The 23,392-nt window shown below is 68.4% G+C and carries 26 protein-coding genes and 1 pseudogene; 11 read left to right on the top strand and 16 right to left on the bottom strand.

All coding sequences use genetic code 11. The annotated features are described in order from the left end of the window. Positions 1 to 8: 8 nt before the first annotated feature. Positions 9 to 788, bottom strand: coding sequence for an aminoglycoside phosphotransferase family protein (locus tag JWQ81_RS28170; RefSeq protein WP_297546190.1), 780 nt, complete (start codon positions 786 to 788; stop codon positions 9 to 11). Between the two features lie 81 nt (positions 789 to 869). On the opposite strand from JWQ81_RS28170, the gene JWQ81_RS28165 reads away from it, so the two are divergent. Then, positions 870 to 1,706, top strand: coding sequence for a helix-turn-helix transcriptional regulator (locus JWQ81_RS28165; protein WP_297546188.1), 837 nt, complete (start codon positions 870 to 872; stop codon positions 1,704 to 1,706). After that, positions 1,706 to 1,909, top strand: a complete 204-nt coding sequence (locus tag JWQ81_RS28160; RefSeq protein ID WP_297546187.1) for a DUF397 domain-containing protein — start codon at positions 1,706 to 1,708, stop codon at positions 1,907 to 1,909. Before JWQ81_RS28165 ends, JWQ81_RS28160 begins: the two co-directional genes overlap by 1 nt. A gap of 432 nt (positions 1,910 to 2,341) precedes the next feature. Here the strand turns inward: JWQ81_RS28160 and JWQ81_RS28155 are convergent, their stop codons facing one another. The 9 genes from JWQ81_RS28155 to JWQ81_RS28115 all read right to left on the bottom strand — a co-directional run bounded on the left by JWQ81_RS28155 (position 2,342) and on the right by JWQ81_RS28115 (position 8,395). Beyond that, positions 2,342 to 3,823 carry an aromatic amino acid lyase gene (locus JWQ81_RS28155; protein WP_297546185.1) on the bottom strand — a complete coding sequence of 494 codons (1,482 nt, stop codon included), beginning with the start codon at positions 3,821 to 3,823 and terminating at the stop codon, positions 2,342 to 2,344. Continuing rightward, a complete protein-coding gene (locus JWQ81_RS28150) occupies positions 3,820 to 4,827 on the bottom strand; it encodes an ornithine cyclodeaminase family protein (RefSeq protein ID WP_297546183.1) in 1,008 nt (335 codons plus the stop codon). The genes JWQ81_RS28155 and JWQ81_RS28150 overlap by 4 nt, the downstream gene beginning before the upstream one ends. Next, positions 4,824 to 5,378, bottom strand: coding sequence for a YbaK/EbsC family protein (locus JWQ81_RS28145; RefSeq protein WP_297546182.1), 555 nt, complete (start codon positions 5,376 to 5,378; stop codon positions 4,824 to 4,826). Before JWQ81_RS28145 ends, JWQ81_RS28150 begins: the two co-directional genes overlap by 4 nt. A 20-nt stretch (positions 5,379 to 5,398) precedes the next feature. Beyond that, positions 5,399 to 5,695: a DUF2516 family protein gene (locus tag JWQ81_RS28140; RefSeq protein ID WP_297546414.1), complete on the bottom strand. Its 297-nt coding sequence runs from the start codon at positions 5,693 to 5,695 to the stop codon at positions 5,399 to 5,401. A gap of 76 nt (positions 5,696 to 5,771) precedes the next feature. Further along, positions 5,772 to 6,446, bottom strand: coding sequence for a hypothetical protein (locus tag JWQ81_RS28135; protein ID WP_297546180.1), 675 nt, complete (start codon positions 6,444 to 6,446; stop codon positions 5,772 to 5,774). 5 nt (positions 6,447 to 6,451) lie between these two features. After that, entirely contained in the window at positions 6,452 to 6,922 is a 471-nt protein-coding gene (locus JWQ81_RS28130; RefSeq protein WP_297546178.1) for a helix-turn-helix transcriptional regulator, read from the bottom strand. Between the two features lie 139 nt (positions 6,923 to 7,061). Continuing rightward, complete coding sequence (locus tag JWQ81_RS28125; RefSeq protein WP_297546176.1) at positions 7,062 to 7,685, bottom strand: AAA family ATPase; 624 nt, start codon at positions 7,683 to 7,685, stop codon at positions 7,062 to 7,064. A 4-nt stretch (positions 7,686 to 7,689) separates the two neighbouring features. Further along, complete coding sequence (locus JWQ81_RS28120) at positions 7,690 to 7,998, bottom strand: zf-TFIIB domain-containing protein (protein WP_297546174.1); 309 nt, start codon at positions 7,996 to 7,998, stop codon at positions 7,690 to 7,692. 10 nt (positions 7,999 to 8,008) lie between these two features. After that, positions 8,009 to 8,395 (bottom strand): VOC family protein, encoded by a 387-nt coding sequence (locus JWQ81_RS28115; protein WP_297546173.1) that lies wholly within the window; start codon positions 8,393 to 8,395, stop codon positions 8,009 to 8,011. Between the two features lie 88 nt (positions 8,396 to 8,483). Between JWQ81_RS28115 and JWQ81_RS28110 the strand changes: the two genes are divergently transcribed. Next, entirely contained in the window at positions 8,484 to 8,963 is a 480-nt protein-coding gene (locus JWQ81_RS28110) for a CGNR zinc finger domain-containing protein (RefSeq protein WP_297546172.1), read from the top strand. 110 nt (positions 8,964 to 9,073) lie between these two features. Here the strand turns inward: JWQ81_RS28110 and JWQ81_RS28105 are convergent, their stop codons facing one another. Continuing rightward, on the bottom strand, positions 9,074 to 10,369 hold the full coding sequence (locus JWQ81_RS28105; protein ID WP_297546412.1) for a DUF445 domain-containing protein: 1,296 nt from the start codon (positions 10,367 to 10,369) through the stop codon (positions 9,074 to 9,076). Between the two features lie 65 nt (positions 10,370 to 10,434). Between JWQ81_RS28105 and JWQ81_RS28100 the strand changes: the two genes are divergently transcribed. Beyond that, positions 10,435 to 11,601 (top strand): pyridoxal phosphate-dependent aminotransferase, encoded by a 1,167-nt coding sequence (locus JWQ81_RS28100; RefSeq protein WP_297546170.1) that lies wholly within the window; start codon positions 10,435 to 10,437, stop codon positions 11,599 to 11,601. Between the two features lie 123 nt (positions 11,602 to 11,724). Here JWQ81_RS28100 and JWQ81_RS28095 read toward each other — a convergent pair whose 3' ends face one another. Then, the gene (locus JWQ81_RS28095) at positions 11,725 to 12,273 is read right to left on the bottom strand and encodes a sigma-70 family RNA polymerase sigma factor (RefSeq protein ID WP_297546168.1); all 549 of its coding nucleotides are present in this window, start codon (positions 12,271 to 12,273) and stop codon (positions 11,725 to 11,727) included. 377 nt (positions 12,274 to 12,650) lie between these two features. On the opposite strand from JWQ81_RS28095, the gene JWQ81_RS28090 reads away from it, so the two are divergent. After that, positions 12,651 to 13,904, top strand: a complete 1,254-nt coding sequence (locus JWQ81_RS28090; RefSeq protein WP_297546167.1) for a hypothetical protein — start codon at positions 12,651 to 12,653, stop codon at positions 13,902 to 13,904. A gap of 499 nt (positions 13,905 to 14,403) precedes the next feature. On the opposite strand, the gene JWQ81_RS28085 is transcribed toward JWQ81_RS28090, so the two are convergent. After that, on the bottom strand, positions 14,404 to 15,867 hold the full coding sequence (locus JWQ81_RS28085; protein ID WP_297546165.1) for a PLP-dependent aminotransferase family protein: 1,464 nt from the start codon (positions 15,865 to 15,867) through the stop codon (positions 14,404 to 14,406). Positions 15,868 to 15,928: 61 nt separating this feature from the next. On the opposite strand from JWQ81_RS28085, the gene JWQ81_RS28080 reads away from it, so the two are divergent. After that, a complete protein-coding gene (locus JWQ81_RS28080) occupies positions 15,929 to 16,558 on the top strand; it encodes a YitT family protein (RefSeq protein WP_297546164.1) in 630 nt (209 codons plus the stop codon). On the opposite strand, the gene JWQ81_RS28075 is transcribed toward JWQ81_RS28080, so the two are convergent. Beyond that, positions 16,555 to 17,094 carry a Clp protease N-terminal domain-containing protein gene (locus tag JWQ81_RS28075; protein ID WP_297546163.1) on the bottom strand — a complete coding sequence of 180 codons (540 nt, stop codon included), beginning with the start codon at positions 17,092 to 17,094 and terminating at the stop codon, positions 16,555 to 16,557. The two genes, JWQ81_RS28080 and JWQ81_RS28075, sit on opposite strands and share 4 nt — an antisense overlap. Position 17,095: 1 nt before the next feature. After that, positions 17,096 to 17,305: a helix-turn-helix domain-containing protein gene (locus JWQ81_RS28070; RefSeq protein WP_297546161.1), complete on the bottom strand. Its 210-nt coding sequence runs from the start codon at positions 17,303 to 17,305 to the stop codon at positions 17,096 to 17,098. A 91-nt stretch (positions 17,306 to 17,396) separates the two neighbouring features. On the opposite strand from JWQ81_RS28070, the gene JWQ81_RS28065 reads away from it, so the two are divergent. Next, positions 17,397 to 18,161: a hypothetical protein gene (locus JWQ81_RS28065; protein ID WP_297546160.1), complete on the top strand. Its 765-nt coding sequence runs from the start codon at positions 17,397 to 17,399 to the stop codon at positions 18,159 to 18,161. Positions 18,162 to 18,256: 95 nt separating this feature from the next. Then, a pseudogene (locus tag JWQ81_RS28060) lies at positions 18,257 to 18,865 on the top strand (DUF998 domain-containing protein); the annotation flags it as partial. Between the two features lie 42 nt (positions 18,866 to 18,907). Here the strand turns inward: JWQ81_RS28060 and JWQ81_RS28055 are convergent. Beyond that, positions 18,908 to 19,918: a D-cysteine desulfhydrase family protein gene (locus tag JWQ81_RS28055; protein WP_297546410.1), complete on the bottom strand. Its 1,011-nt coding sequence runs from the start codon at positions 19,916 to 19,918 to the stop codon at positions 18,908 to 18,910. A gap of 67 nt (positions 19,919 to 19,985) precedes the next feature. Here JWQ81_RS28055 and JWQ81_RS28050 point away from each other — a divergent pair, with 67 nt between their 5' ends. The 3 genes from JWQ81_RS28050 to JWQ81_RS28040 all read left to right on the top strand — a co-directional run bounded on the left by JWQ81_RS28050 (position 19,986) and on the right by JWQ81_RS28040 (position 23,172). Further along, positions 19,986 to 21,347, top strand: coding sequence for an amidase (locus tag JWQ81_RS28050; RefSeq protein ID WP_297546159.1), 1,362 nt, complete (start codon positions 19,986 to 19,988; stop codon positions 21,345 to 21,347). Continuing rightward, the gene (locus JWQ81_RS28045) at positions 21,344 to 21,898 is read left to right on the top strand and encodes a TetR/AcrR family transcriptional regulator (RefSeq protein WP_297546158.1); all 555 of its coding nucleotides are present in this window, start codon (positions 21,344 to 21,346) and stop codon (positions 21,896 to 21,898) included. The genes JWQ81_RS28050 and JWQ81_RS28045 overlap by 4 nt, the downstream gene beginning before the upstream one ends. Positions 21,899 to 22,320: 422 nt before the next feature. Next, positions 22,321 to 23,172, top strand: coding sequence for an oxygenase MpaB family protein (locus tag JWQ81_RS28040; RefSeq protein ID WP_297546157.1), 852 nt, complete (start codon positions 22,321 to 22,323; stop codon positions 23,170 to 23,172). Positions 23,173 to 23,392: the final 220 nt, after the last annotated feature.

Below are 23,392 nucleotides of genomic sequence, written 5' to 3'. Positions count from 1 at the left end.
ACCCCCGATCACAAGCAAAGTGCGATGGCGATGTGGTCACAGATGGCGCTGACGAACTCGGGGTCGCCGTTGCGGCGGCCCCACTGGCCTTCGACGACGGCACGGGCCTGCGCCCAGCGTGTGACGCGCTCACGGTCGACTTCGGCTGCTTCGGCGAAGGCGTCGATACGACGTCGAAGGTCAGCAGGGTCCCAGCGGTTGCGTAGGAGCGTCAGGCCGTCGTAAGCCGGGTCGCCCGCCCAGCCTTTCGGATCTATAGCCAGCCACGGCTCACGCTCGGCGCGTAGGACGTTGGCGAAGTGTAGGTCGCCGTGCACGAGCGTGTCCGGCTGGTCGTCGGCGAACTCCTTGCTGGTCGCGGCGGCCGCGTCGACAACACGTTGCGGTAGCGGGTTTTCGTCCGGAATCTCGGTCGCCCAGGTCGCCACGAGATCCGCCAGCCGCGGGACGTCCGGCGACGCAGGCACCGCCAGCCGGCGCGCGAGCCGACCTGCGATAGTCACGGCCTCGATGGGATTTCCCAGCGTTGCCAACGATTCCGGATGGAGTCGTTCAAGCAGCATCGCGAACGAGTCATCGTCACGCTCCAGCAGCCGAACCGCGCCAACACCGTTCCACGCCACGAGCGCATAGGGCTCGGCCCGGTTTCCGGGGTGTGGAAGGGAAATCTTGAGCATCGCGTCAGTCCCGTCCTCCCGCCGAACTGGATAGACGACCGCGACAGCGCCCCGCAGCTCGGGCCCGGAAACCCGGCAGGACCACGCCTCCAGAAGCCGGTCGAGGATCATCAGTCCAAACTACTGAGAATCTCAATTGTCGGGGTCACGCTCTACGATCCGTAGCCAAACGGTTTCGAGGGGTGATCGGCAGTGGACACGTACAAACCGAACGCGCGCATGCGGCTTCTGGGCAGACGGCTGCGCCGGCTGCGGGAACAGATGGGCATGACGCAGGAGCAGGCTGGGGAGCCGCTGCGCTTCAGCAAGGCGAAGATGAGCCGCGTCGAGCAGGGGGTGCTGCCGGGCTACCACTCGTTCCTGGCGATGCTGGACCTCTACGGCATCATCGTCTCGGACTACGAAACCTGGCTCCTCCAGTACGACCGAGCCAAGGAAAAAGGCTGGTGGCACGCCTACGGCATCAATGATCGCGGCTACATCGGCTTGCAAGCAGACGCCGAGGCGCTTCGGACGTACCAGCTCGGCTACATTCCAGGCCTGTTTCAAACCGAAGACGGCATACGCGCCACCTTCGCCGGTGCACGAGACCCTATGACTGGCGAAAAGCTCGAAAACCAAGTGAAGGTTCGCCTGCGACGGCAGCTGCGACTTGTCGAAGAACCTCCGCTGATGGTCCACGCGATCATCGACGAAACCGTCCTGCGTCGGCCAGATCTCCCTCCTGATCAGCAGCGGGAGCAACTGACTTATCTCGTCGAACTCGGCGAGCGATCGAACGTGACTCTGCAGGTCATCCCGGTCGATATCGGCGTGCACGCCGGTCGTGCTGGCAGCTTCACGATTCTCAGTTACCAGGGCCTCGGCGAACCGGATATCGCGTACGTCGAGCACGGCTTCGGCTCAGTTCAAGTGGAGAAGGTCGACGAGGTCAAGCTTGCTACGCTGGCATTCCGTCATCTCGCCGATCTCGCGTTCGACGAGCAGGACTCGATCGCCCTGATCAAGCAGGTGACATCCGAGACCTGATGTGGAAGAGGCGAGCCGTGGACCTGACCAACGCCCAGTGGCACAAAAGCAGCTACAGCACCGGCGAAGGCCAAAACGGCGACTGCGTCGAAGTTGCCCTCGCATCCCAGGCAGTAGCCATCCGCGACTCCAAGTCCCCCACCTCCGGCGCCCTCGTCGTCCCCGCCCCGGCCTGGACTGCCTTCCTCACCATCTCCCGCTAGCCCCGCCAAGGCGGGCACTTTTGTGGCTCTTGTGTCGTATGTGTGGGTCCGCGACGCCTCAGTGGGTGCTGGGTGCTGGCTCCGTTTTACCGCGGCAGGGACGGGTGGTGTGGGGGTCAGCGGGTGTGGTCGACTGTCAGTGAATGTGGGACTCGTCGGCCTGAACGTGGGACTCGCCGGGCCGGAGTGTGGGACTCGCCGATGTGCTGTGCGAGTGCCACATTCAGCGAGGGCGAGTCCCACACCCAGCTCCGGACGCCGGCATTCGCCGTACACCGGACACGACCCGGCCCTTGCTGCGGTAAAACGCAGCCAGTCCACAGCAACCAGCACCCACACAGACGACCGAAGACCGACTTTTGCACAAAATGCCCGCCTTGAACCCTCAACGACTGGTGAGTGTTCCGGTTGGCCTAGAACCGGCCGGAACACTCACGAGACCTGACCACCTACTCCAGGGTTAGGAAGTCGTTGAGGGTGGAGGGCGCGGAGGCGGGTGGTGAGGGTGGTGACCTCGGGGCCGAGAGGGCGGTCGACGAGGACGGGCGGGACGGTTTCGGCGATCCAGGTGTAGATCGCGCGGAGGCCACGGGAGCCGTCGCCGGGGGCGAGGTGGCGGGCCTGGGCGCCGATGATGAACTCGCACGCGGTGATCGCGAACAGGTGCCCGGAGGCGGTTCGCAGCTGTTCACCGGCCGCCCACGCAAACGCTTGCACGTCCTCCTGACCTGCGGAAGTGTCGATCGACCCCAGGGTCGCCGGCATGGCCAGCCGACGCAGCGCGTGCAACTCGCCGACGGCTCGTTTGTGCAGCGGCGACAGCCCCGCTTGCGGGCCCGGGTCGACGGCGAGCTGCGGCGGCAGGTTGCTGAACTGCGGGTCCAGCAGCCGGTGCATCCGCTGAACGCTGACCTCGCCGACGTGCACGAGCGCCGCGGTCAGAGCGTCCATTCGCAGGCCCAGCTCGGCGGCGTGGAACCCGGTGGTCGACACGAAATCGCCGTCGACGAACGCGGGCGAGTCCGTCGGCTCGGAGTCCCAGCGCGTCATCGTGGCCATCAGGTCGCCGTTGACCCGGTCGGCGTGCGCGATCGCCCGCGGCCCCACCCGAACCGACACCGGCGCCTGCACCAGCCCAGGCCGCGCCGGACCGTTGCCGATCAGGCTGCCGAGCTCGGAAAGCAGGTTCGCCAGCAGTCGGTCGCCACCCGCAAGCTGGGGCGAGTAGACACCCTTCGGTGCACCAAGGACATCCACGGCGATCGCGACCGCCTGGGTCTGGAAGTCGATGAGCTGCTGCGCGAACCGCCAGCCCTGGGCCGCGTGCATCATCGCGAGCGGCGAACCCTGGATCAGGCTCACGCCTTCCTTCGGCCCCAGCACATACGGCTCCACGCCCCGCCGCGCGAGAGCGTCCGCCGCGGGCGTCTCGACGCCGTCCTCCAGAACCGTGCCGATGCCCAGAAACGTCTGGAACGCATGGGAAAGCGGGATGATCTCCCCCGCGCTGCCGAGCCCGCTACGCGGCACAGCCGGAGTGAAGCCGTCGTTCAACCGGTCAACCAGGAACGACACGAGTTCCGGGCCGGCAGCGACGTCCGGCCGCAGAAGATCGCGCAGCCGCACCAAAAGCAGCAGTCGCACCTCGTCGGCGGACAACCACGGCGGACCGCCGACAGCGCGTCCGATCACCAGGTTCCGCTGGTGTTCGGCTTGCTGCCGCGCATCCAGCACGACACCCGACAGCCGGCCCATGCCCGTGTTGACTCCGTACACCGGCGCCTCGCGCGTCGACAGCGCGGCGAGCATCCGCTCACGATTTTCCGCGAGGGCCTTCAGCAACTCGTCGGCGAGTTGCAGGGGTTCGCCGTCTTCGACGCTGCCGAGGCTGAAATCCGAACCGGTAATGATCATCGGTACGGCAGCATCGTGCCGACTTCGGCAGCCTCGGCCCGCGCGAGGATCATGTGCGCGACAGCCAAGTCCGTTGTGGATAGTCCGCGGTGCCAGAACAGGATCCGCTCGCTGTCGTTGACACGACCGGGCTTGTGCCCGGCGACGATGTCGCCGATCTCGGCATGCACACGATCGGCCGTCAGCAGGCCCGCGTTCAGCTGCGGCCGCAGCGCGCCGAACCGCGGGTTCCCGGACTGCGACTCGCGCCAGTTGTCGACGACGACCTTGTCGACGACGTCGAGCAGATCCAACTCCAGCGCGCTGATCGTGCCGTAGGGCACCAGGAAGCTGCCCGGCCGGATATACTCCTTGCGGACCAACGCTTCCGGCTCGTTTAGTCGCGACGCTTCGACCATGATGTCGGCACCATCGAGCGTTTCCTCAGCCGAAGAACACACCCGCACCGGCTTACCGAGGTGCGCCGAAAGCCGCGCGCCGAAGTCCTCACGCGACTCCGGACGCTTGCTGGTCACCCTGATCTCGGCGAAGTCGAAGATCGAGTCCAGCAGCACCACGTTCCACCACGCAGTCCCGCGCGCGCCGATGTGTCCGAGGACACGCGAATCCTTACGTGCCAAGTACTTCGCGCCGACAGCGGTCATCGCGCCCGTCCGCGCGTCGGTGATCATCGTGCCGTCGACGATCGCGCGCGGCATCCCGGTTTCCGGGTCGAGCAGCAGGATGAGTGCCATCTCGCTGGGCAGCCCGCGCTCGAAGTTCGACACGAAGTCGCCGACGACCTTGACCCCGCTGACGTTCTTCTCCGACAGGTGACCACGCAGGACGTTGAAATGCCCCTTGCCGCCGTTGTCCGGCACGAGGTGCGTACGTGGTTCGAACACGACCCGCCCGTTGCCATGATCGACGAGCACGTCCTCGACGGCGTCGACGATGTCGGCGTTCGTCACCCCGAGCGAAGCGATATCCGCACCGGAGAGGTACCGCATCCAAACGGAGGTCATTCGACAACTTTCGCGAGGCCGTCGATGACTTCGGCGCCGGGCAGCGACGCGAGCACCGAACCCGGGATGAACACCTTGCTGCCGCGGATCCCGCTACCGATGACCAGCTCGGGAGCTTCCGCGACGGCCCTGTCGATGAGAATCGGCCAGTCCGCGGGCAGGCCGATGGGCGTGATCCCGCCGTACGCCATGCCCGTCAGCTCGACGGCGTCGTCCATCGGCGCGAAGGAGGCCTTGCGTACGTCGAGACGCCTTTTGATCACGCCGTTGACGTCCGCGCGAGTCGTGGCGAGCACCAGCGCGGCGGCGAAACGGACCTCGCCCGCGCGCTTGCCGGCGACGACGACGCAGTTGGCTGAAGCGGACATCGGCGACGAATAAGCCTCGCAGAACGCGGCGGTGTCAGCCAGCTCGGCGTCGATCTCCGCGACGCCCACGGCACCGGGATCCGCGAGCGCGGCGAGCGCCTTGGCGACGGGTTCGGCGAGCAGATCCGTCCGCTCACTGGCGGGCAGGACGGTCAGGGTTCCGGCGATGGTCCAAGTGGTCACCAAGCCAGACTAGCTACCCGCTACCAGTTGCGGCCGCCGCGCTGGACCTCGTTGAGCTTCGGCCGTACGTCCACGATGTAGACCAGCGACGCGACCAGGCCGGCCATCCAGAACAGGTAGCCGGCGCTGTAGAACGGGAAGAGGCCCATCGCCAGCGTGCTGCCGCCGGTGATGGCCACCCAGATGGGCTTGGTCTTGCGGTCGGCGGCCGAATACGCGTCCCGCTTTTGCAGCGCGGAGTGCACGAAGGCGAAGAGGCCGGTCAGCGCCCCTGCATATTGGATGATCAGCTCGACCAGTCCGGCGATGTACACCAGATCAGGATACGGCAATCCGGATAACGACAGCAGGCCCCGGCACCTGAGTGCCGGGGCCTGCTGTGCAGAGCGTTGCTTAGTTCTCGGCCTTCGGGGCGGCCGGCTTCTTCGCGGCCGGCGTCGTGGTGCGACGCGTGGTGCTGGCCGAACGCGGGGCCGTCTTGTTGGCGACCTTGCGGGTCACGGAGCGGGTCTCGTGGGCGACCTCGTCACCCAGCTCCTCGACGCGGTCCGCGGTCTCCTCGGCGACGGCCTTGACCTTGCGGGCGGCCTTCTCACCGGACGAGCGGGTCTTCTTGGTGACCTTGCCGAGCACGTCCTCGACGCGGCCACGGGCTTCGCTGGTGACCTCTTCGACGCGGCCCTGAGCCTGCTGAAGGGCGTCCTCGAGCTGCTCGATGGCCTTCTTGACCTGCGGCTGCGCGACGATCTTGTCCCAAGCCTGCTCACCGGACTCGGCCAGCTTGTTGTACAGCTTCAGCGCGGCGTCGGTGTACTCGTCGATGACCTTGCGCAGCTCGGCGGGGTCGAGCTTCTCGCGAAGGCCCTCGACGTCGGTGGGGAGTTCGCCGAGGTTCTTGCGAGCGGCCTCGCCGCCCTCGGTCACGCGCTCCTTGGCCTTGCTGACGGCGTCGACGACGGCCTGGCTGGCCAGGTTGCCGGCGCCGAGCGCGGCCAGCAGCGGGGTGCGGACCTGGTCGATGGCGGTGGCGACGGCCTTGCGAACGTCTTCGGGCTTCGGTGTGGTCATGGTGCTCACTCCTTGGTTTCAGTTTCTGTGGCGGCGCTCACGGGCCGCTCTTCGGGTGCCGGGGCGGCGGTGGTCTTGGTGGATCGGGCCGCCTGGTTCTCCCGGCGGAACGACTCGTATACGTCGAGCAGAACCTGCTTCTGGCGTTCGGAAAGCTCGGTGTCGGCGCGAATGGAATCGCCGACCGGGCCTCCTCTCGGCAGGTCGAGAATCCCTGCTTGCACGTAGAGCGCTTCGGCCGAGATCCGCAGCCCCTTGGCAATCTGCTGCAGGATCTCCGCGCTGGGCTTGCGTACGCCGCGCTCGATCTGACTCAGGTACGGGTTGGACACTCCGGCAAGCTTCGACAGCTGCCGCAACGAAATCTTCGCGTTGCTGCGCTGCGTCCGGATGTACTCCCCGATGTCGGAGGCGATATCGGCGACCTTGTCGATGGGCCTGCCCGTGGATTCGTGGGCATTTCCGGTCTCTGTCATGTGGTCACCTCCTCGCGACACCATTGACGTTACGCGAGAGTGCTAGCAGTTGCAAGCACCCTGCTTGCAACATTCGGGTGTGTTGCGCACCACTGTCCCGCCGCTGCTCACAGGCGGCCCCAGACGTCCACAGTGGACGTCAGGTCAACCGGGCGCGGACCCAGGCGGCGACGCGGTCGGCGACGATGTCGACCGGGCCGGACGTGGTGTCGAGGACGTCGACGGGCGGGCACATGGTGGTGGCCGACGCGCGCAGCCAGGTGTTGAACTCGAGGGTCTCGGCGATCCGCGGCTCGTCCCACTCGCGCCAGGCCGGACGCGCGCGCAGCCGGCGTTCGAGCGCGACGGGGTCCGCGACCAGCGCGAGGTAGTGGACGTTCGAAAAGAAGACGCGCTCCGGCCGTGTCTCCAGTTCTTCAGGAACGACAGTCCCGCAGAGGACAACAGGACGGCCGTTCTGCCCGATCATCGCGGCCATCCGCAGCCACGCCGAGCGGAACGCCGGGGCGCCGTCGCGGGAGTCGCGCAGGCCCGCCGTCCACAGGACGTCCTGCTCCAGCACGACGGCGCGGCCGGCGAGGCGCCGCGGCAGCAGCGGGCCGACGGTCGACTTCCCGGCGCCGCTCGGACCGGTGAGCGCCAGCAGCGGCAACCGCCGGAACGCCCACCGGTGTCCGCACCGCGCGCAGACCAGGCACTCCCCCTCGACGATCGGGTGTTCCGCCCGGTCACCACAGTCCGGGCAGATCTTCAGATCGAGCACCGCACTAATCGAACAGGTTCTCGAGGAACCCGCGCTTGCGGTGCTGCTGCCGTCCATACGGCCGCGGCGAGTCCGCGTAGCCACCGCCCCGATACGGCTTGGGTGAGTCCGCGTAACCGCCGCGGTGCGGTTTCGGCGAGTCCGGCCGGTATGCCTGCGGAGCCGCTTGGCCGTAGTACGAGCTCTCGGCGCCGACAATCCGCTCCAGCTCGCCGCGGTCCAGCCAGATGCCGCGACATCCCTGGCACTGGTCGATGTGGACGCCGCCCTTGTCGACGGTCATCAGCGCGTTCTGACATTTAGGACAAATCACGTATTCGAGACTACGCGGTGGCGGGTCCGCATGCGCAGAGACAGAACGGGTGACCGACCGGATCAGCGTAAACCCGGAACGACTCGGGCGAGTCGTCCAGCAGCTTCGCACCGAGCGCCAGCACTCGACCATGTGCGGCGTCGATGTCGGGGACATCGAGGTCAAGGTGCGCCTGCTGCGGCTTGCCGGCGGACGGCCACTCGGGCGCTTGATAGTCCTCGACACGCTGGAACTCGAACCGCGGCCCACCCTGCGGGTTCGTCAGCACGACCCAGTTGTCGCCCGCGACGGCGTGGGCCTCGGCGGGCCCCCAGTCGAGTACAGCTCGATAGAACTCGGCCAGCGCGGCCGGATCCGGACAGTCGTACACGAATCCACCCAAGGTCGGCACGGTCATCGGACATCTCCTTCGCTCGGTAACCTCCGAAGCGAGTATGCAAGTTAGCCCACGCGAGCACAACCGGTGTCCGGCTTACACTGGTGACATGGACGCCGACGTCGACCTCCTCGTCGACTTCCTCAACACCGTGGACGTCGACGAAGGCACGGACGTGCTGTCGGACGCCGTCATGTGGCAGCAGTGGGCCGACGAGCGGCTGCTGAGGCCGAGCGGCCTGGAAGACGCCAGGGAGGTCCGTGACTCGCTGCGCGCGGTCGTCGGCGACCCGCGGCTGACCCCGCGGAAAACGCTGGTCACGGCGTCGATCGTGATGACGGCCGACGGCCCCGCGCTGATCGCGGGCGACGTCGTCGAAGCGGCGATGGCGGCGGCGACCAGGATCGCCGTGCGCGGCGACTGGCAACGGCTGAAGATCTGCCCGGCCGACACCTGCCTGTGGGCCTTCTACGACCAGTCCCGCAACCGCTCGCGCAGCTGGTGCTCGATGCGCGTCTGCGGCAACCGGGAGAAGGCCCGCGCCTGGCGCGAACGCGCCGCCGCCAACCACAATCCTGATAGGCCATAAGGGTTCAGGTCTGTGGACAACCCCGTTGATAACTCAACTTCCTGTGGACAACTTCCCGCGGCGCCCGAACCTTGTGGTATTGCTCACCTCTACGCCTGGACGCACCCACCTCAGAAAAGCAGTTGCGCCAACGTATAGATGACCAGCCCGGCCAGCGAACCGACCACGGTGCCGTTGATCCGGATGAACTGGAGGTCACGACCGACCTGGAGCTCGATCTTGCGTGAGGTCTCCTCGGCGTCCCACCGCTCCACGGTGTCCGTGATGATCGTGGTGATCTCCTTGGCGTAGTTGGTGACCAGGTAGGCCGCCGCCCCCTCCACCCAACCGTCCACTTTGGACCGCAGCGACTCCTCGGTGACCAGCCTGCCGCCGAGCGACATCAGCCCCTCGCGAACCCGTTTCCGCAGCTCACTGGATGGGTCCTCGGCCGCGGTCAGCAGCATGCCCTTCGCGGTGGCCCACGCCGAGCCGATCAGCTTCTTGACTTCGCCGTGCTCGAGGATCTGCGTTTTGACCTGCTCGGCGCGCTGCATCGTGTCGGGGTCGGTCTGCAGATCCTGGGCGAACTCGCCGAGGAACTTGTCCAGCGCGAGCCGCATCGGGTGGTTGACGTCGGTCTTCACCGCCCACGTGAACGAGAGGACCTCGCCGTAGACCTTGTCGGCGAGCATCTCGTCGACGAACTTCGGCGACCACGACGGCGCGCGGTCGGACACCACCCGCAGCATCGCGGTGTGGTTGTCGCGGACCCACTCGTACCCGCGGTCGCACATGAGGTCGACGAGCTTGTGGTGCGCGCCGTCGGCGAACACCTCGGCGAGCAGCTTGCCCAGCGGCGGGCCCCACGGCTGGTCGACGATCCGCCGAACCACTGCCTGCTCCATCACGGCCTGCACGTCCTCATCGCGCAGCACCGTCATGGCCCCGCGCACGACCGTCGCGAGCTCGGACGTGATGCGCTCGGCGTTCTTCTCCTCGGCAAGCCAGCCGCCGAGCCGCCGGGCGATCTCGACGCGGCGCAGCTTGTCGCGCACCACGGCCTCGGAGAGGAAGTTGGCGCCGACGAAGTCGCCGAGGCTGTTGCCCAGCGCGTCCTTCTTGTTCGGGATGATCGCCGTATGCGGGATCTTCAGCCCGAGCGGATGGCGGAACAACGCCGTCACCGCGAACCAGTCCGCGAGCGCGCCGACCATACCCGCCTCGGCCGCGGCGCGGACGTACCCGGCCCAGCCCGCCCAGCCGTGCGCCTGTCCCCAGCTCGTGACCAGGAAGACCACCGTCGCGCCGACCAGGAACGACAGCGCGACCGTCTTCATCTTGCGCAGGCCACGGCGCTTCTCTTCGTCCGCCGCCGCGCCACCGGGCGGGTCGGCGGGGACTGTCCTGGCCGGCGCGGCCACGATTTCGCCGGCGGACTCATCGGGTGCTAGTTGCTCCACAGGCCCATTGTCCGTGAGGATCGGCAATCGTGCGTAAACCAGCCTTAGTTCCTCGTCTCCGACCGTTCACCTCGACCATCTTCGCCGAGATGACCGCGCTCGCGATCCGGACCGACGCGGTCAACCTCGGCCAGGGGTTCCCTGACACGGACGGCCCCGCCGGCATGCTCGACGCCGCGAACAAGGCCCTCTTCGGCGGCGCGAACCAGTACCCGCCGGGGCTCGGGCGCCCTGAGCTGCGCGCGGCCATCGCGCGGCACCGCCTGCGCTACGGCACCGAGTACGACCCGGACACCGAGATCCTGGTCACCGCGGGCGCGACCGAGGCCATCACGGCGACGCTGATCGCGCTGACCGAAGCCGGTGACGAGGTGATCGTCATCGAGCCGTACTACGACTCCTACGCCGCCGCGGTGGCGATGGCAGGGGCTCAGCGCCGGGTGATTTCCCTGGTCGAAGACGTCGACGGCCGGTTCGCCCTCGACATCGACGCCCTCCGCGCCGCCGTCACCCCGGCCACCCGCGCGATCCTCGTCAACTCGCCGCACAACCCGACCGGCACGGTGTTCACCCGCGCGGAGCTGACCGCGCTGGCCGAGGTGTGTGTCGAGCACGACCTGGTCGCGATCACCGACGAGGTCTACGAGCACCTGGTGTTCGACGAGCTCGAACACGTCCCGCTGGCCACGCTGCCGGGGATGCGTGAGCGGACGGTGTCGATCTCCAGCGCGGGCAAGACGTTCAACTGCACCGGCTGGAAGATCGGCTGGGTCTGCTCGACTCCGGAGCTGGTCGCGGCGGTGAAGGCGGCGAAGCAGTTCATCACGTTCGTCTCGGGCGGACCGCTGCAACCCGCGGTGGCGTACGCGCTCGACAACGAGCTGGACTGGGTCGAGATCCTGCGCGGCAGCCTGATGGCCAAGCGCGACCGGCTGTCCGCCGGGCTCGCCGCAGCGGGCTTCGCGGTGCGGCCGACGAAGGGGACGTACTTCGTGTGCGCCGACGTCCGGCCGCTCGGGTTCACCGACGCCGCGGAGCTCGCCTGGCAGCTGCCTGAACGCGTCGGCGTCGCGGCCGTCCCCGTCAAGGTGTTCACCGATCACCCCGACGAGTGGAAGCATCTCCTCCGGTTCGCGTTCTGCAAGCAGGATGCCGTCCTCGATGAAGCCGTCACCCGTTTGGGGAAACTGGCTTGATCACCCAGGCGAGTGAACTTCCGCTGGGTGCCTCAAGTTCCCTCGGGGTCACCCTTATGGCTTTGAACGCCACAAGGGTGGCCCCGAGCGGTCCCCACAACGACAGCCGCAGCCAGGCACAGGTCAGGGGTAAGTGAAGCCGGTGGAGGTCAGGTGGCGGCGGAGGCGGTCGAGGCAGCGGCGGCGTAGCGGGCCGACGCTTCCAGGGCGGATACCCAGCTCAGCGGCTATTTCCGTCTGTGTCAGCTCCGGTCGATGGGCCAACAGCCACAGCAGCCGCCGGTGGAGTTCCGGGAGCGCTCGGGCCGCGGCCCAGAGCTCGCGATCGCGTTCGGCAGCCAGCACGAGCGACTCCGGAGACGGACGAACGACGAGGTTTTCGCAGGTCAGCGTGGCTTCTCGAGCGCGAGCCGCCAACATCTTGACAGCCTGACGCCGGGCCGTTGTCGCCACCCAGCCCGGTAAGCGCGTCGCGTCTCGGAGCGAATTCAGCTGCTGCGCAAGCGCCAGACAAGTCGCCTGGCAGACGTCCCCGGTGTCGGCGTCGCCGAGCCGATACGCGTGCGCGACCTTCAGCGCGACCGGCCAAAGCCGTCCGACCAGCAGCGTCCACGCCTGCTGATCACCAGTGGCCGCAACGGAAACCAGTTCGGGGAAGTCACCTTCCGGCATCGAGCTCCGCCTCTCGTCACGCCTGGGGAAAGCCGCTTGCGTAGCGACTTGACGTGACTGGGACGCCACGAAGCGTGTAGAGGATCCATAAAAAGCCGGCGCATTCGGCGGCCGGTGCGGTTAACCTCGGGCACGGATGGCCCCTTCGGTGCCCGAAGTCGCCAACCCAGAGTGATCAACTTCGGCCTCCGCGGCACCGGAGCCGGTATGTCCGTTCCGCCGTACGGGGTGGATCGAACGCGGTTGAGGTGAAACACTCCCGAGGAATGCTAGAAAGAGTGCAGCTTCGGGGGACTGCGACCTGGCGAGAAGTACCAGCAAAACCAGACTCGAGCGAAGATCGCATGAGCTTGTAGGCCCGAACGGTGGTGATGGCGGTGAACAGCATTGGTCCCCTGCCACGTCGCCGCATCCTGCCTTCCCTGCTGCTCGCCGGCGGACTGACGCTGGCCGGTTGGCTGCTGGGCGTCGCGCTGAGCGCCACCACCGCGTCTGCCGCCGAGAACCCGACCAGCCCGAGCACCGCGGATTCCGCCGTCGTCCAGCCGGCGCCCGCTGACCCGGTCACCGCCGATCCCGTGCCGCCGGTTTCGACCGCGCAGCCCGTTTCGACCGCGCCGCCCGTGTCGTCAGTGCCCGAATCAACGACGCCGCCGGTCTCCACGCCGCCCGCGGACCCCGCCGCGTCGAACCCCGCCGAGTCGAACCCCTCGACGGCGTCCGACAACAGCACTGGCACCACTGCCAGCCCGACCTCAACAGGCGTGTCGGCCTCCGGCAGCGCATCCAGCACCAACGACACCTCGGCTACCGACCGGCCCGTGGCCGCCACCCCGGACACCGCTCCGAGCGACCCGGCATCGACCCCGGTGTCGAAGGTCGCGCCCGCACCCAAGACCGCGAGTGCCCACACTGCCCACAGCGTCGCGGCCCACCCCGAGGCCACGAACACCGGTGGCGGGCTACTGGATGGACTGCTCGGCGGCCTGGTCACCACGCTCGGTAACACGGTCAGCAGCCTGACCAGCACCGTCACCGGCCTGGTCGGCACGGTCGCCGACGTCGGCGGTTCGGTGCTCACCCCCGGCGGCGGCACTGGCGATCCCGGCAACGGCTCGATCACCTTGCCGGTGATCGGTGGCCTCCTGGACGGCCTCAGCGGCGGCGGCTCCGGTGGTGGCTGGTCCGGCGGCGGCTCGATGACCGTCACGATTCCCGTCGTCACCGTGTGGGTCTCCCCCGTGACGCCGTCAGCGCCCACCTCGACTCCCGCGGAGCCTCCCACCAGCGCGTCGCCCGTGCTCAGGCTCTTCACCAACAGCACCAGCGCGCATCACGTCGTCGCACACAGCGAACTCCCGCTCGGCAACCAGGGCAGTTCCGGCAAGTACGCCGGCTCCGGCGGTGGCGGTTCGGGTGGCGGCGGCGGACTTCCGGCGGCGCCGAGCACCCCGGTCGCCCCCGCCAGCGCGAGCGCCGGACACGACGGCAACGGTGGCGCCCGCCACCCGCTGGCCGTGTTCAGCTCCAGCGCCACCACGACTCAGCTCAAGCTGATCGGCACCAGTCGCGACCACACGGCCGACGGTGCGGGCAGGGAAGCAGCCCTGCCGACCACCTCCCCCGACTGACCGAGACCGGTCGTCCGGGGAGAACTGCGTCCAAAACAAGATCCACTTCGCGGTTCCCCGCTGGTTCACGTACGCGCTGACAACCACGTCAAACGCCTACCTCCCAGGGGTTTTCCATGCGCCTTGCTACTGAGCTTCCCGATCGGCCAACCGCGCCTGGTCCGGTCGGGGCCTGGTCGCGACGCCGCGTTGCCCCCGTGGCGCCGCGACCAACACCTGGCACGCAGCGGACCTTCCTACTCACCGCGCCGAGCAGGAATATCACCCCGTTGCGCGCCTGAGCCGCGCGTTTCCCGGCATGTCGAGGGGCTGTGCCAGGAAATCGCCGCGGCGCCCGTTCCCGGTAGCGACCAGGACGGGCACACAGCCGGTGCGCTGGATGAACATCACCGTTGGACCTCCTCCCTGGAGCGACGGACCTTCATCCAGCGCATCGGCTGTTCTCTGCCACCGGCCGCTAGGTCCCGGCAACTAGGTCCCGGCAACTAGGTCCCGGCAACTAGGTCACTGGCACGGGGAAGCCGGACGGCGTGGCGGGATCGACGCCCCGGACCGACGCCGCCGCGACGCTGAGCCGCCGGACCGCTTCGAACAGCCTGTCCGCGGGCAGCCCGTACGGCAGCCGCAGCCACCTTTCGAAGCCGCCGTGCACCCCGAAACGCGAGCCGGGCGCGATCTGGACGCCGTGGTTGGCCGCGGCGACAGCCAGCTTGGTGCTCATCGGCTCCGGCAGGCGGCACCACAGCGACAGCCCCCCGGCCGGTTCGGCGAATGTCCAGTCCGGGCAGTACCATTTCACGGCTCCGACCAGGGCATCCCGCTGCACGCGGAGCTCTTCGCGACGACGTGCGAGTGAAGGGCCCGGGTCGTCGAGCAGCTCGGCCATGACGAGCTGCTCGAACACCGGCGACCCGAGGTCGATGGCGTACCGCGCCGAAATCATCCGCCCGAGGATGTCTTCCGACGCCCGCATCCAGCCGATCCGCAGGCCTCCCCAGTGCGATTTCGACGCCGACCCGATGGTGACGGTCAGCTCCCCGGCGAAGGCGGCGAGCGGGGGCGGACCATCGACCGGATCGCCTTCGAGATCCAGCTCGACGAGCGTCTCGTCGATGACCACGGGCGTCCTCGTCCTGGTCAGGACCGCACCGAGGTGTTCGCGACCTTCGACGTCGAGCCGGAGCCCGGTCGGGTTCTGGAAGTCGACCACGGAGTAGGAGAGCCTGGGCGCGGACTGCCGCAGCGCGGCCTCGATACCGGTGATGTCCCAGCCCTGGCCGCCGAGCGGGTCGAGCGCGATCGGCACCGCGATGCCGTGCGCGGCCCGGATCGCCTCCAGCGCGTTGGGGTAGCCAGGCTGCTCGACGAGCACGCGGTCGCCTGGCCCGGTGAACATCCGGAGCGCGAGCATGAAGGCGTGATGGGCGCCGTTGGTGATCATGACCTGCGACGGCGTCGTCGGCAGACCGCGCGCGGTGTAGCGGAGCGCGATACGTTCCCGCAGCTCAAGCAGGCCGTATTCGCCGTAACCATGTCCCCCGAGGTGGTCGACGAGCTGGCGGCGGGCGACGTCGACCGCCTGGACCAGGCCCGCGGCCGCGGCCGGCGCCGCCCTGGCGAAGTCGATCAGGTCGCTGTCCTCGGGCAGGGCCGCCGAAACCCCGCCCCGGCCCGGCGATGCGATCCACGAACCCGAACCCCGGCGGCTCGCGACCAGGCCGTCCTCCCGCAGCCGGTCCAGCGCTCCCCCGATGAGCGTGCGGCTGATGCCGAGGACTTCGGCAAGCTCGCGTTCGGCCGGCAACCGTGTGCCGAGCGGCAGCTGGCCGTCCAAAACCTGCAGCTCGATGGCTGCGGCGAGGTCCGTAGCCCCTTGCCGGGAACCACCCTGCCGCCACGACCCCAGCAAAATGGCCAATCTTGCACCAGAGATGTGTCCACCTGGCGGGATTACGGGGTTCATAGGACCAATTATTGCGGATTGGCTATGGTCATCGCTACCACTTACCTCCCATAGTGAGCGAGTGGCTCAAGTAGATCTCCGCCCGGTCCCCATCACCAGCGACCCGGCCCGACGTGTTGTCCAGCTGGTGTTCGGCCTGGCGCTGTACGGCACGAGCATGGCCATGATGACCAGGGCAAGGCTCGGCCTGGACCCGTGGGACGTGCTCAACGACGGCGTGTCCAAGATGACCGGTCTGAGCTTCGGCACGATGACCGCGGCGATCTCGATCGTTGTGCTGCTGCTGTGGATTCCCCTACGCCAGCGGCCGGGCATCGGCACCGTGGCGAACATCTTCGTCATCTCGGTGATGGTCGACCTGGTCCGGGCCGTCCTGCCCGCACAGAGCACCCTGATCTGGCAGATCCTGTTGCTCGTCGGCGGGGTCGTGCTCAACGCCGTGGCCACCGCGGTCTACGTCGGCGCCCGGCTCGGCCCCGGCCCGCGCGACGGCCTGATGACCGGGCTCACCGCGCGGACCGGGTGGTCCGTCCGCCTGACCCGCACCGGGATCGAGGTCGTCGTGCTGGTGACCGGCTTCTTCCTCGGCGGATCAGTCGGCGTCGGCACCGTGCTCTACGCGCTGAGCATCGGGCCGCTCACACAGTTGCTGCTTCCGTTCGTCACGTGGAAGCCCCGCGTGGCGAGCTAGCTGGCTTTACGCTGCTCCACCGCGCGCCGGACAGCCGCGTAGTCGATGTCGCGCGAGGCCAGCAACTCGCTCGCAGGGCTGCGTTGGACGACCAGCCCGAGCAAGAGATGCTCCTCGCCGATGTGCCGGTCGTTCATCCCGAGGGCCTGTCGCAGGGCCAATTCCAAGGTCTTCTTCGCCTCACGGCTGAACGGGATGTGCCCGCGGCGCGGCTCCCCTCGACCGGAAAGTGCGCCTTTCCCGTGTACCTGCTCGACCTGCTCCACGATCCGTTCGATGTCGATGCCGAACTCGCCCAGCGCTTCGGCTTCGGAGTCGCTGATGCCGCCGCGCCGATTCACCCGTCGGATCTCGTCGGCCAGCTCCTGGGGTCCCAGCCCGAATTCGGCGAGCAGCTCGGCCGCCACGCCGCCTGGCGTGGTGGCGAGTCCGACGAGCAAGTGCATCGGCACGATCTTCGGCGAGCGGGTTTCCCTGGCGTAGGACTGCGCGTCGATCACGACCGTGCGCGCGTCCAGGGTGAATTTCTCGAACATGTCAGTTCCTCCCGTACTTCTTGTGCACCGCTTGCCTGCTGACCCCCAGCTCGGCAGCGATCTCCTGCCACGACCAGCCGTGCATCCGCGCACTGCGCACCTGGACGGCTTCCAGTTGTTCGAGCAGCCGGCGCAGGGCGGTGACCGCGCGAAGCCCCACCCGGGGATCGTGGTCACCGGCCCGCGCGGCCAGGTCCGTTGCTTCTGTCATGGTGTCAATCTAGGTTGACATCGACCTGGTGTCAACCTGCGTTGACACCGTTGTGCGCGCAGGCGCTGCCGAGGGCGGTTAGGGTCACGGGGTGCCGGAGATCGAAGTTGCCGAGCGGGCGGGCGTGGGAGCCGACGGGGAGCCGCGGCCGACCGAGGACTACGTCGCCGTCCTCGACAACGCGGTCCTGCTGCTCGATGGCGCGACCTCGCCGCGGCCCGACCTGCCGTCCGGCGGGTGGTATGCCGGGCTGCTCATCGAGCGGCTCGAGGCAGGGCTCCGCGTCGAGCCGGATATCGACCTCGCCAAGCTGCTCGCCGCGGCCATCTCGGCGGTGGCCCGCGACCACGACCTGCGGCCCGGCAACTCCCCGTCGAGCACCGTGGCGATGGTGCGCTGGGGCGACGACGTCGTCGACGGGCTCGTGCTCGCCGACAGCCCGATCGTCGCGTTCAGCCACCGCGGACCCGACGTCGTCGCCGACGACCGGCTGTTCTCCTTGCGGGACAGCGGAAAGCTCCGCACCGGCGCGGACGTCCGCGACCAGCGCAACGCCGAAGGCGGCTTCTGGGTGGCCGAGGCCGAACCGTATGCGGCCGCACAAGCCGTCCGCCGCACGTGGTCGCGGAACACCGTCGACGCGCTGCTGCTGGCCAGCGACGGGGTCGCGATCGGCGTCGACGAGTACCACCTCTTCGACTGGCCGGCGGTGCTGAAGCTGGCGCGCGCCGAAGGTACGGAATCCGTGCTGGACGCCGTCCGCGCGGCCGAGAAAACCGATCCGCACGGCGACCGCTGGCCCCGCGCGAAACGCCACGACGACCAGGCTCTCGCCCTCGTCGACTTCACCCGCTGACGTCCGCCCCCGGGTCGGACCGGGGGTTACCCCTAGTAAAGATCCGGGAGTTCCCTGGATACCCGTGGGCCCTGTTCCACGCGAGGCTTTACGCCATGGGGAACACAAGAGACGACACCGCGATGCTCCGCACGAGGCAGTGGCTGATCGTCTCGGCCACGGGCATCGCCTGGGCCTTCGTCACGCTGCTCGTGCTGCACCTGATCAGCTCTCACAACCCTTGGCGCGACACACTTTCCAGCTACGCTTACACCGACCGCGGCAGCGGCATGCTGCAAGCGGCGATGGTCTCGATGGCCGCCGGTTCGCTCGCGCTGCTCGCCGCGCTGCGCACGGCCGGGATCGCCGTCAGCCGCACCACGCGGGTGCTGTTCTGGACCTGGGCGTCCGGGCTGACCACGGCGGCGATGTTCCCGGCGAGCTACGCCGACAACCCGCACCCGGTCAGCGGTGTGATCCACCAGTACTCGTGCCTGGTCGCGTTCCTCAGCATGCCGAGCATCGGCTTTTCCGTCGCGGAGAAGCTGTCCGGTGAGGGCCGAGCGATGGTGCGGAAGCTGACAGCGTGGAGCACCGCGGCCGTCGCCTTGTTCGGCGTCAGCTACCTGCTCTCGGACTTCGCCGCGTTGGCGCCGTTCTCCGCGGTGGTCCCGATCGGGGTCACCCAGCGGCTGGCGCTCATCGCAGACCTCGTGCTGCTGCTGGGCGTCATGGTGCAGGTGTCCCGAAAGGTCCCAGCCAGGGTTTCAGTCGGCCAGCGCGGCGGCGGCTTCCGGGCCGTAGCCGTAGAGCCCCGGCAGGCCGCCCGTGTGCAGGAATACGACGTGGTCCCCGCTTTCGAACTCGCCGGCGCCGGCCCATTCGACCAGCGCGGCCGCGGCCTTGCCGTTGTAGACCGGGTCCAGCGCGATCCCCTCGGTGTGCCCGAACAGCCGCAGCGCCGCCCACATCTCATCGGTCGGCACACCGTAGCCGCCACCCAACGTGCTGTCGGAGATGTGAACGTCCTCGAACGCGGGCGGGTCGATGTCGAGTAATGCGGCCGTGGCGCCGGCGAGCTCGGTCAGGTCGGCGAGCGACTCGGCGGCGGGGTGGCTGACGCACGCGATGTCGAGCCGGTGGACACCGCCGAGCAGCGCGAAGCCGACCGCCAGCCCGGCCGTCGTCCCGCCGCTGGCGTGCGGAGTGACCACCCTCGCCCGCTCGATCCCCAGCTCGGCGAGCTGTTCGTGCAGTTCCACGGCCGCGGCGACATACCCGAGCGCCCCGACCGGGCTCGAACCGCCGACCGGGATCGTCGCAACCTTCCGGCCCTCGGCCTCGGCTTCCGCGACAAGCCTGTCGTACGTCGTACCGGACTCCTCGGCGTCGACACAGAGGTGCATGTTCGCCCCGAAAAGCCGGTCCAGGATCAGGTTCCCCGACTGCTCGTAGGCCTCGCCGTGTTGCGGCACCTTGGCGGTCAGGATGAGCTCGCAGCGCAACCCGAGCTTCGCGCAGGCCGCCGCTGTCTGCCGACCGTGGTTCGTCTGCAGCGCGCCGAAGGTGATGATCGTGTCCGCGCCGTCCGCCAGCGCCGCGCCGAGCAGGAATTCCAGCTTCCGCAGCTTGTTCCCGCCGACGCCGAGCGTGTTGACGTCGTCGCGCTTGACCAGCAGTTTCAGCCCGCCGAGGGCGGCACCCAGCCGCGGCGCCTCCTCCAGCGGAGTCGGCCACCGGCCCAGGGTCGAACGCGGGAAACGGTCCTGGTCGCTCATGTTCGTCACAGGCCGGACTATAGCGTCCGGTGGTATTGTTCGTTCGAACGAACGAGACGGAGTGACCATGACCGACACCGGACTCGCTTTCACCGGGCTCACCCGGCAAGCACGCCTCCTGGCCGACGGATCGACGACGTCGGCCGAGCTGACGGCGTCGGCGTTCGAGCGCATCAAAGCCAGCGAGCTCAACGCGTTCCGGGTGCTGCGCATCGAGGAAGCCCAGCGTGAGGCGGCCGACGCCGACCGCAGGCTCGCCGCCGGTGAGCGCGCCCCGCTGCTCGGGGTGCCGCTCGCGATCAAGGACGACATCGACATCGCCGGGCTGCCGACAGCGTTCGGGTGCGCCGGGGACTTTCCGTTCGCGACCGCGGATTCGCCCGCGGTCCGGCTGCTCCGGGAGGCCGGCGCGGTGATCGTCGGCAAGACCAACACCCCCGAGATCGGCCAGTGGCCGTTCACCGAGGGCCCGGCTTTCGGGGCGACCCGCAACCCGTGGAATCCCGAGTTCACCCCGGGCGGCTCGTCCGGCGGCTCGGCGGCCGCGGTGGCCGCGGGGCTGGTCGCCGCCGCGCTCGGTTCGGACGGCGCGGGCTCGGTCCGCATCCCGGCCGCGTGGAACAACCTGGTCGGCATCAAACCGCAGCGCGGCCGCGTCCCGACCGAAGGCGAGATGTTCCACGGGCTGACCGTGCTCGGCCCGCTGGCCAGGACGGTCGAGGACGCCGCGCTGCTGCTCGACGTCGTGTCCGGCGCCGGCACAACGTACCGATCGGCCGCGCGACGCGAGCCGGGCAAGCTCCGCATCGGGTTGTCGACGCGCATTCCGTTCACCGCGACGAAGACTCGGTTGGATCCGGATGTCCGCGCCGCTGTCGAACGCCTGGCCTCGAGCCTGTCGGCGCTCGGGCATGAGATCGTCGAAGTCGAACCCGACTACGGCCTGATCGGGCTGACGTTCCTGCCGCGCTCGCTCGCGGGTGTGCGCGACTGGGGTCGCCGGAGCCCGTCACCGGAGCTGCTCGACCCGCGCACGACGTCCAATGCGCGGCACGGCCGGTTGCTCAGCGGCCCGGCACTACGACTGGCCCGCGCCGCGGAACCGTTGCTGCGTCGGCAGATCGGGTCGATCTTCGGCGTCGTCGACGTGCTGTTGACGCCGACGACGGCCACCCCGCCGCCGAAGGTCGGCGCGTTCGACCACCTGACCAACTGGCAGACCGACCAGGCGATGATCGCGGCCTGCCCGTACGCGTGGCCGTGGAACGTCATCGGCTGGCCTGGGGTGAACGTGCCGGCCGGGCTCAGCGCCGGCGGGCTCCCCCTCGGCGCGCAGCTGCTGGGTCCGTCACACTCCGAGGAGCGGCTGGTTTCGCTGGCCGCGCAACTGGAATCACGTGAACGATGGGACGAGCGACACCCGGTATGAACACTCGCGAGACAATCCTGCGCGCCGCGCTCAAGGTGATCGGCGAACAGGGCGTCGCCGGGCTGACCAACCGCCGCATCGTGGCCGACGCGGGGGTTTCGCTCGGCACGCTGACGTATCACTTCCCCAGCCAGACCGAGCTGCTGCGCCAGGCGATGGTGCTCTTCGCCCAGGAGGAAACGGCCCGGCTGGGCACGTTGGTCGAAGCGCACCACGCCGAGAACCTGAGCCTCGAACAGGCCGCGGCGCTGGTGCAGCACGTGATCGAGCAACTGCCGTTCGGGACCGACGAAATCGCGCCGCACGAGCTGTACCTGCAGGCGGGCCGCGATCCAGCGCTGCGGGAGGCCTCACAAAGCTGCTTCGCCGCGTACGACGAACTGGCGATCACGATCCTGCGCGCACTCCACGTCCCCGACCCGGAACGCCTGGCCGGCCCGGTCGTCGCGCTGGTCGCCGGGTTGCAACTGCGACGCCTGGCCACCGGCGCACCAGGCACGCACGTGGCCGAGTCGCTCATGATGCTCATACGCGGAGCCACTGTCGACTGAGCGGCCGAGAGCGGGCACTTTTGTGGCTCTTGTGTCGTATGTGTGGGTCCGCGACGCCTCAGTGGGTGCCGGGTGATGTTCTTGAGGTCAGCGGGTGTGGTCGGCTGGTGGTGACTGTGGGACTCGTCGGGTTGAACGTGGGACTCGCCGGGCCGGAGTGTGGGACTCGCCGATGTGCTGTGCGAGTCCCACGTTCAGCGAGGGCGAGTTCCACAGTCAGACCGGCGAGTCCCACACCCAGCTCCGGACACCGACACGACGACCAGGCCCTTGCTGCGGTAAAACGCAGCCAGTCCACAGCAACCAGCACCCACACATACGACCGAAGAGCCACTTTTGTACAAAAGCGCCCTCCTTGAAAGCTCAACTACCGCAACTCGACGGCGAGTTGTGGCAGTTGAAGGGCCGCTTATCCTAGAGCGATGAGCGCGCCGCCGATCGTCAAGGGGACCGCCGTGTGGCGGTACTTTGGCGACTTCCGCGCGGGGCTGCTCGTCTGGCAAGTGCTGATGCTGCAGGTCGCCCATCCCGTGGTCGCGGCGGGCGTACGCGATCATTCGAACTACGTCGAAGACCCCTGGACCCGGCTGATGCAGACGGCGGCGTCGCTGTCCATCTACATCTACGGCGGCCCGGCCGGTGCACGTTTCGAGGCGAACAGGCTGCGCGAGCTGCACCGGTCGTTCACCGGGGTCGACGCCGACGGACATCGTTACAGCGCGTTGAACCCGGCGGCGTACGCCTGGGTGCACGCAACGCTGGTGATGGTTCCCGTTGACACACAACGGTTTTTCGGCCACCCGCTGTCCGATGCCGAGCTGGGTGAGTACTACGCGCAGATGTGCGACGTCGGCAGACTCCTCGGTGTCCGCGACAAGGACCTCCCGCCGGACTGGCCGTCGTTCGAGCGGTACTACGCAGAAGCGATCGCCGGTTTCGGGACCAACGAGACGATCACCGGCTTGCTCGAAACCATCCGCACGGTCAAGAACCCGAGCCGCTGGCTGCCCGAATGGGCGTGGAAGCCGTTGCGGCGCTGGCAACACACGGCCCAGCTCTTCGTCATGTGCGCAACCCTGCCACCGGAATTCCGCGCCCGCGTTGGTCTACAGTGGACGGACAGGCAGCAGCGGCGCTTCGACCGGTTCAGCGCCTTCGTCCGGGCTGTCGGCACGCTGACGCCGGTCTGGGCCCGCTCGACCCTCGTCCGCACGATCGGACGCCTCAACGTCTGGCTCCGCGCCCACCCCCGCGCCTACCGCTTCCTCCCCTAACCTCACACACGCGCAAGCGGGCACCTTCGTGGTCTTCGGTCGTATGGGGGTCGTTGCCACCGCAACTCGCCGTCGAGTTGCGAAACGGACATCCTGCGCGGCACGGCCGACTCCCGTACACCGATCGCGGACGGTGGCGCGCGCACCGCGAGTTCCACACTCAAAGTGCTGAGTTCCACGCTCGTGACCCCATACATACGACCGAAGTGGGACTCAAGCA

It is taken from the genome of Amycolatopsis sp., assembly GCF_025464955.1.
In the GTDB taxonomy this organism is placed as follows: Bacteria; Actinomycetota; Actinomycetes; order Mycobacteriales; family Pseudonocardiaceae; genus Amycolatopsis.
Note: the sequence above shows the minus strand (reverse complement) of the source record. Positions and strands in the feature narration are given on the sequence as shown.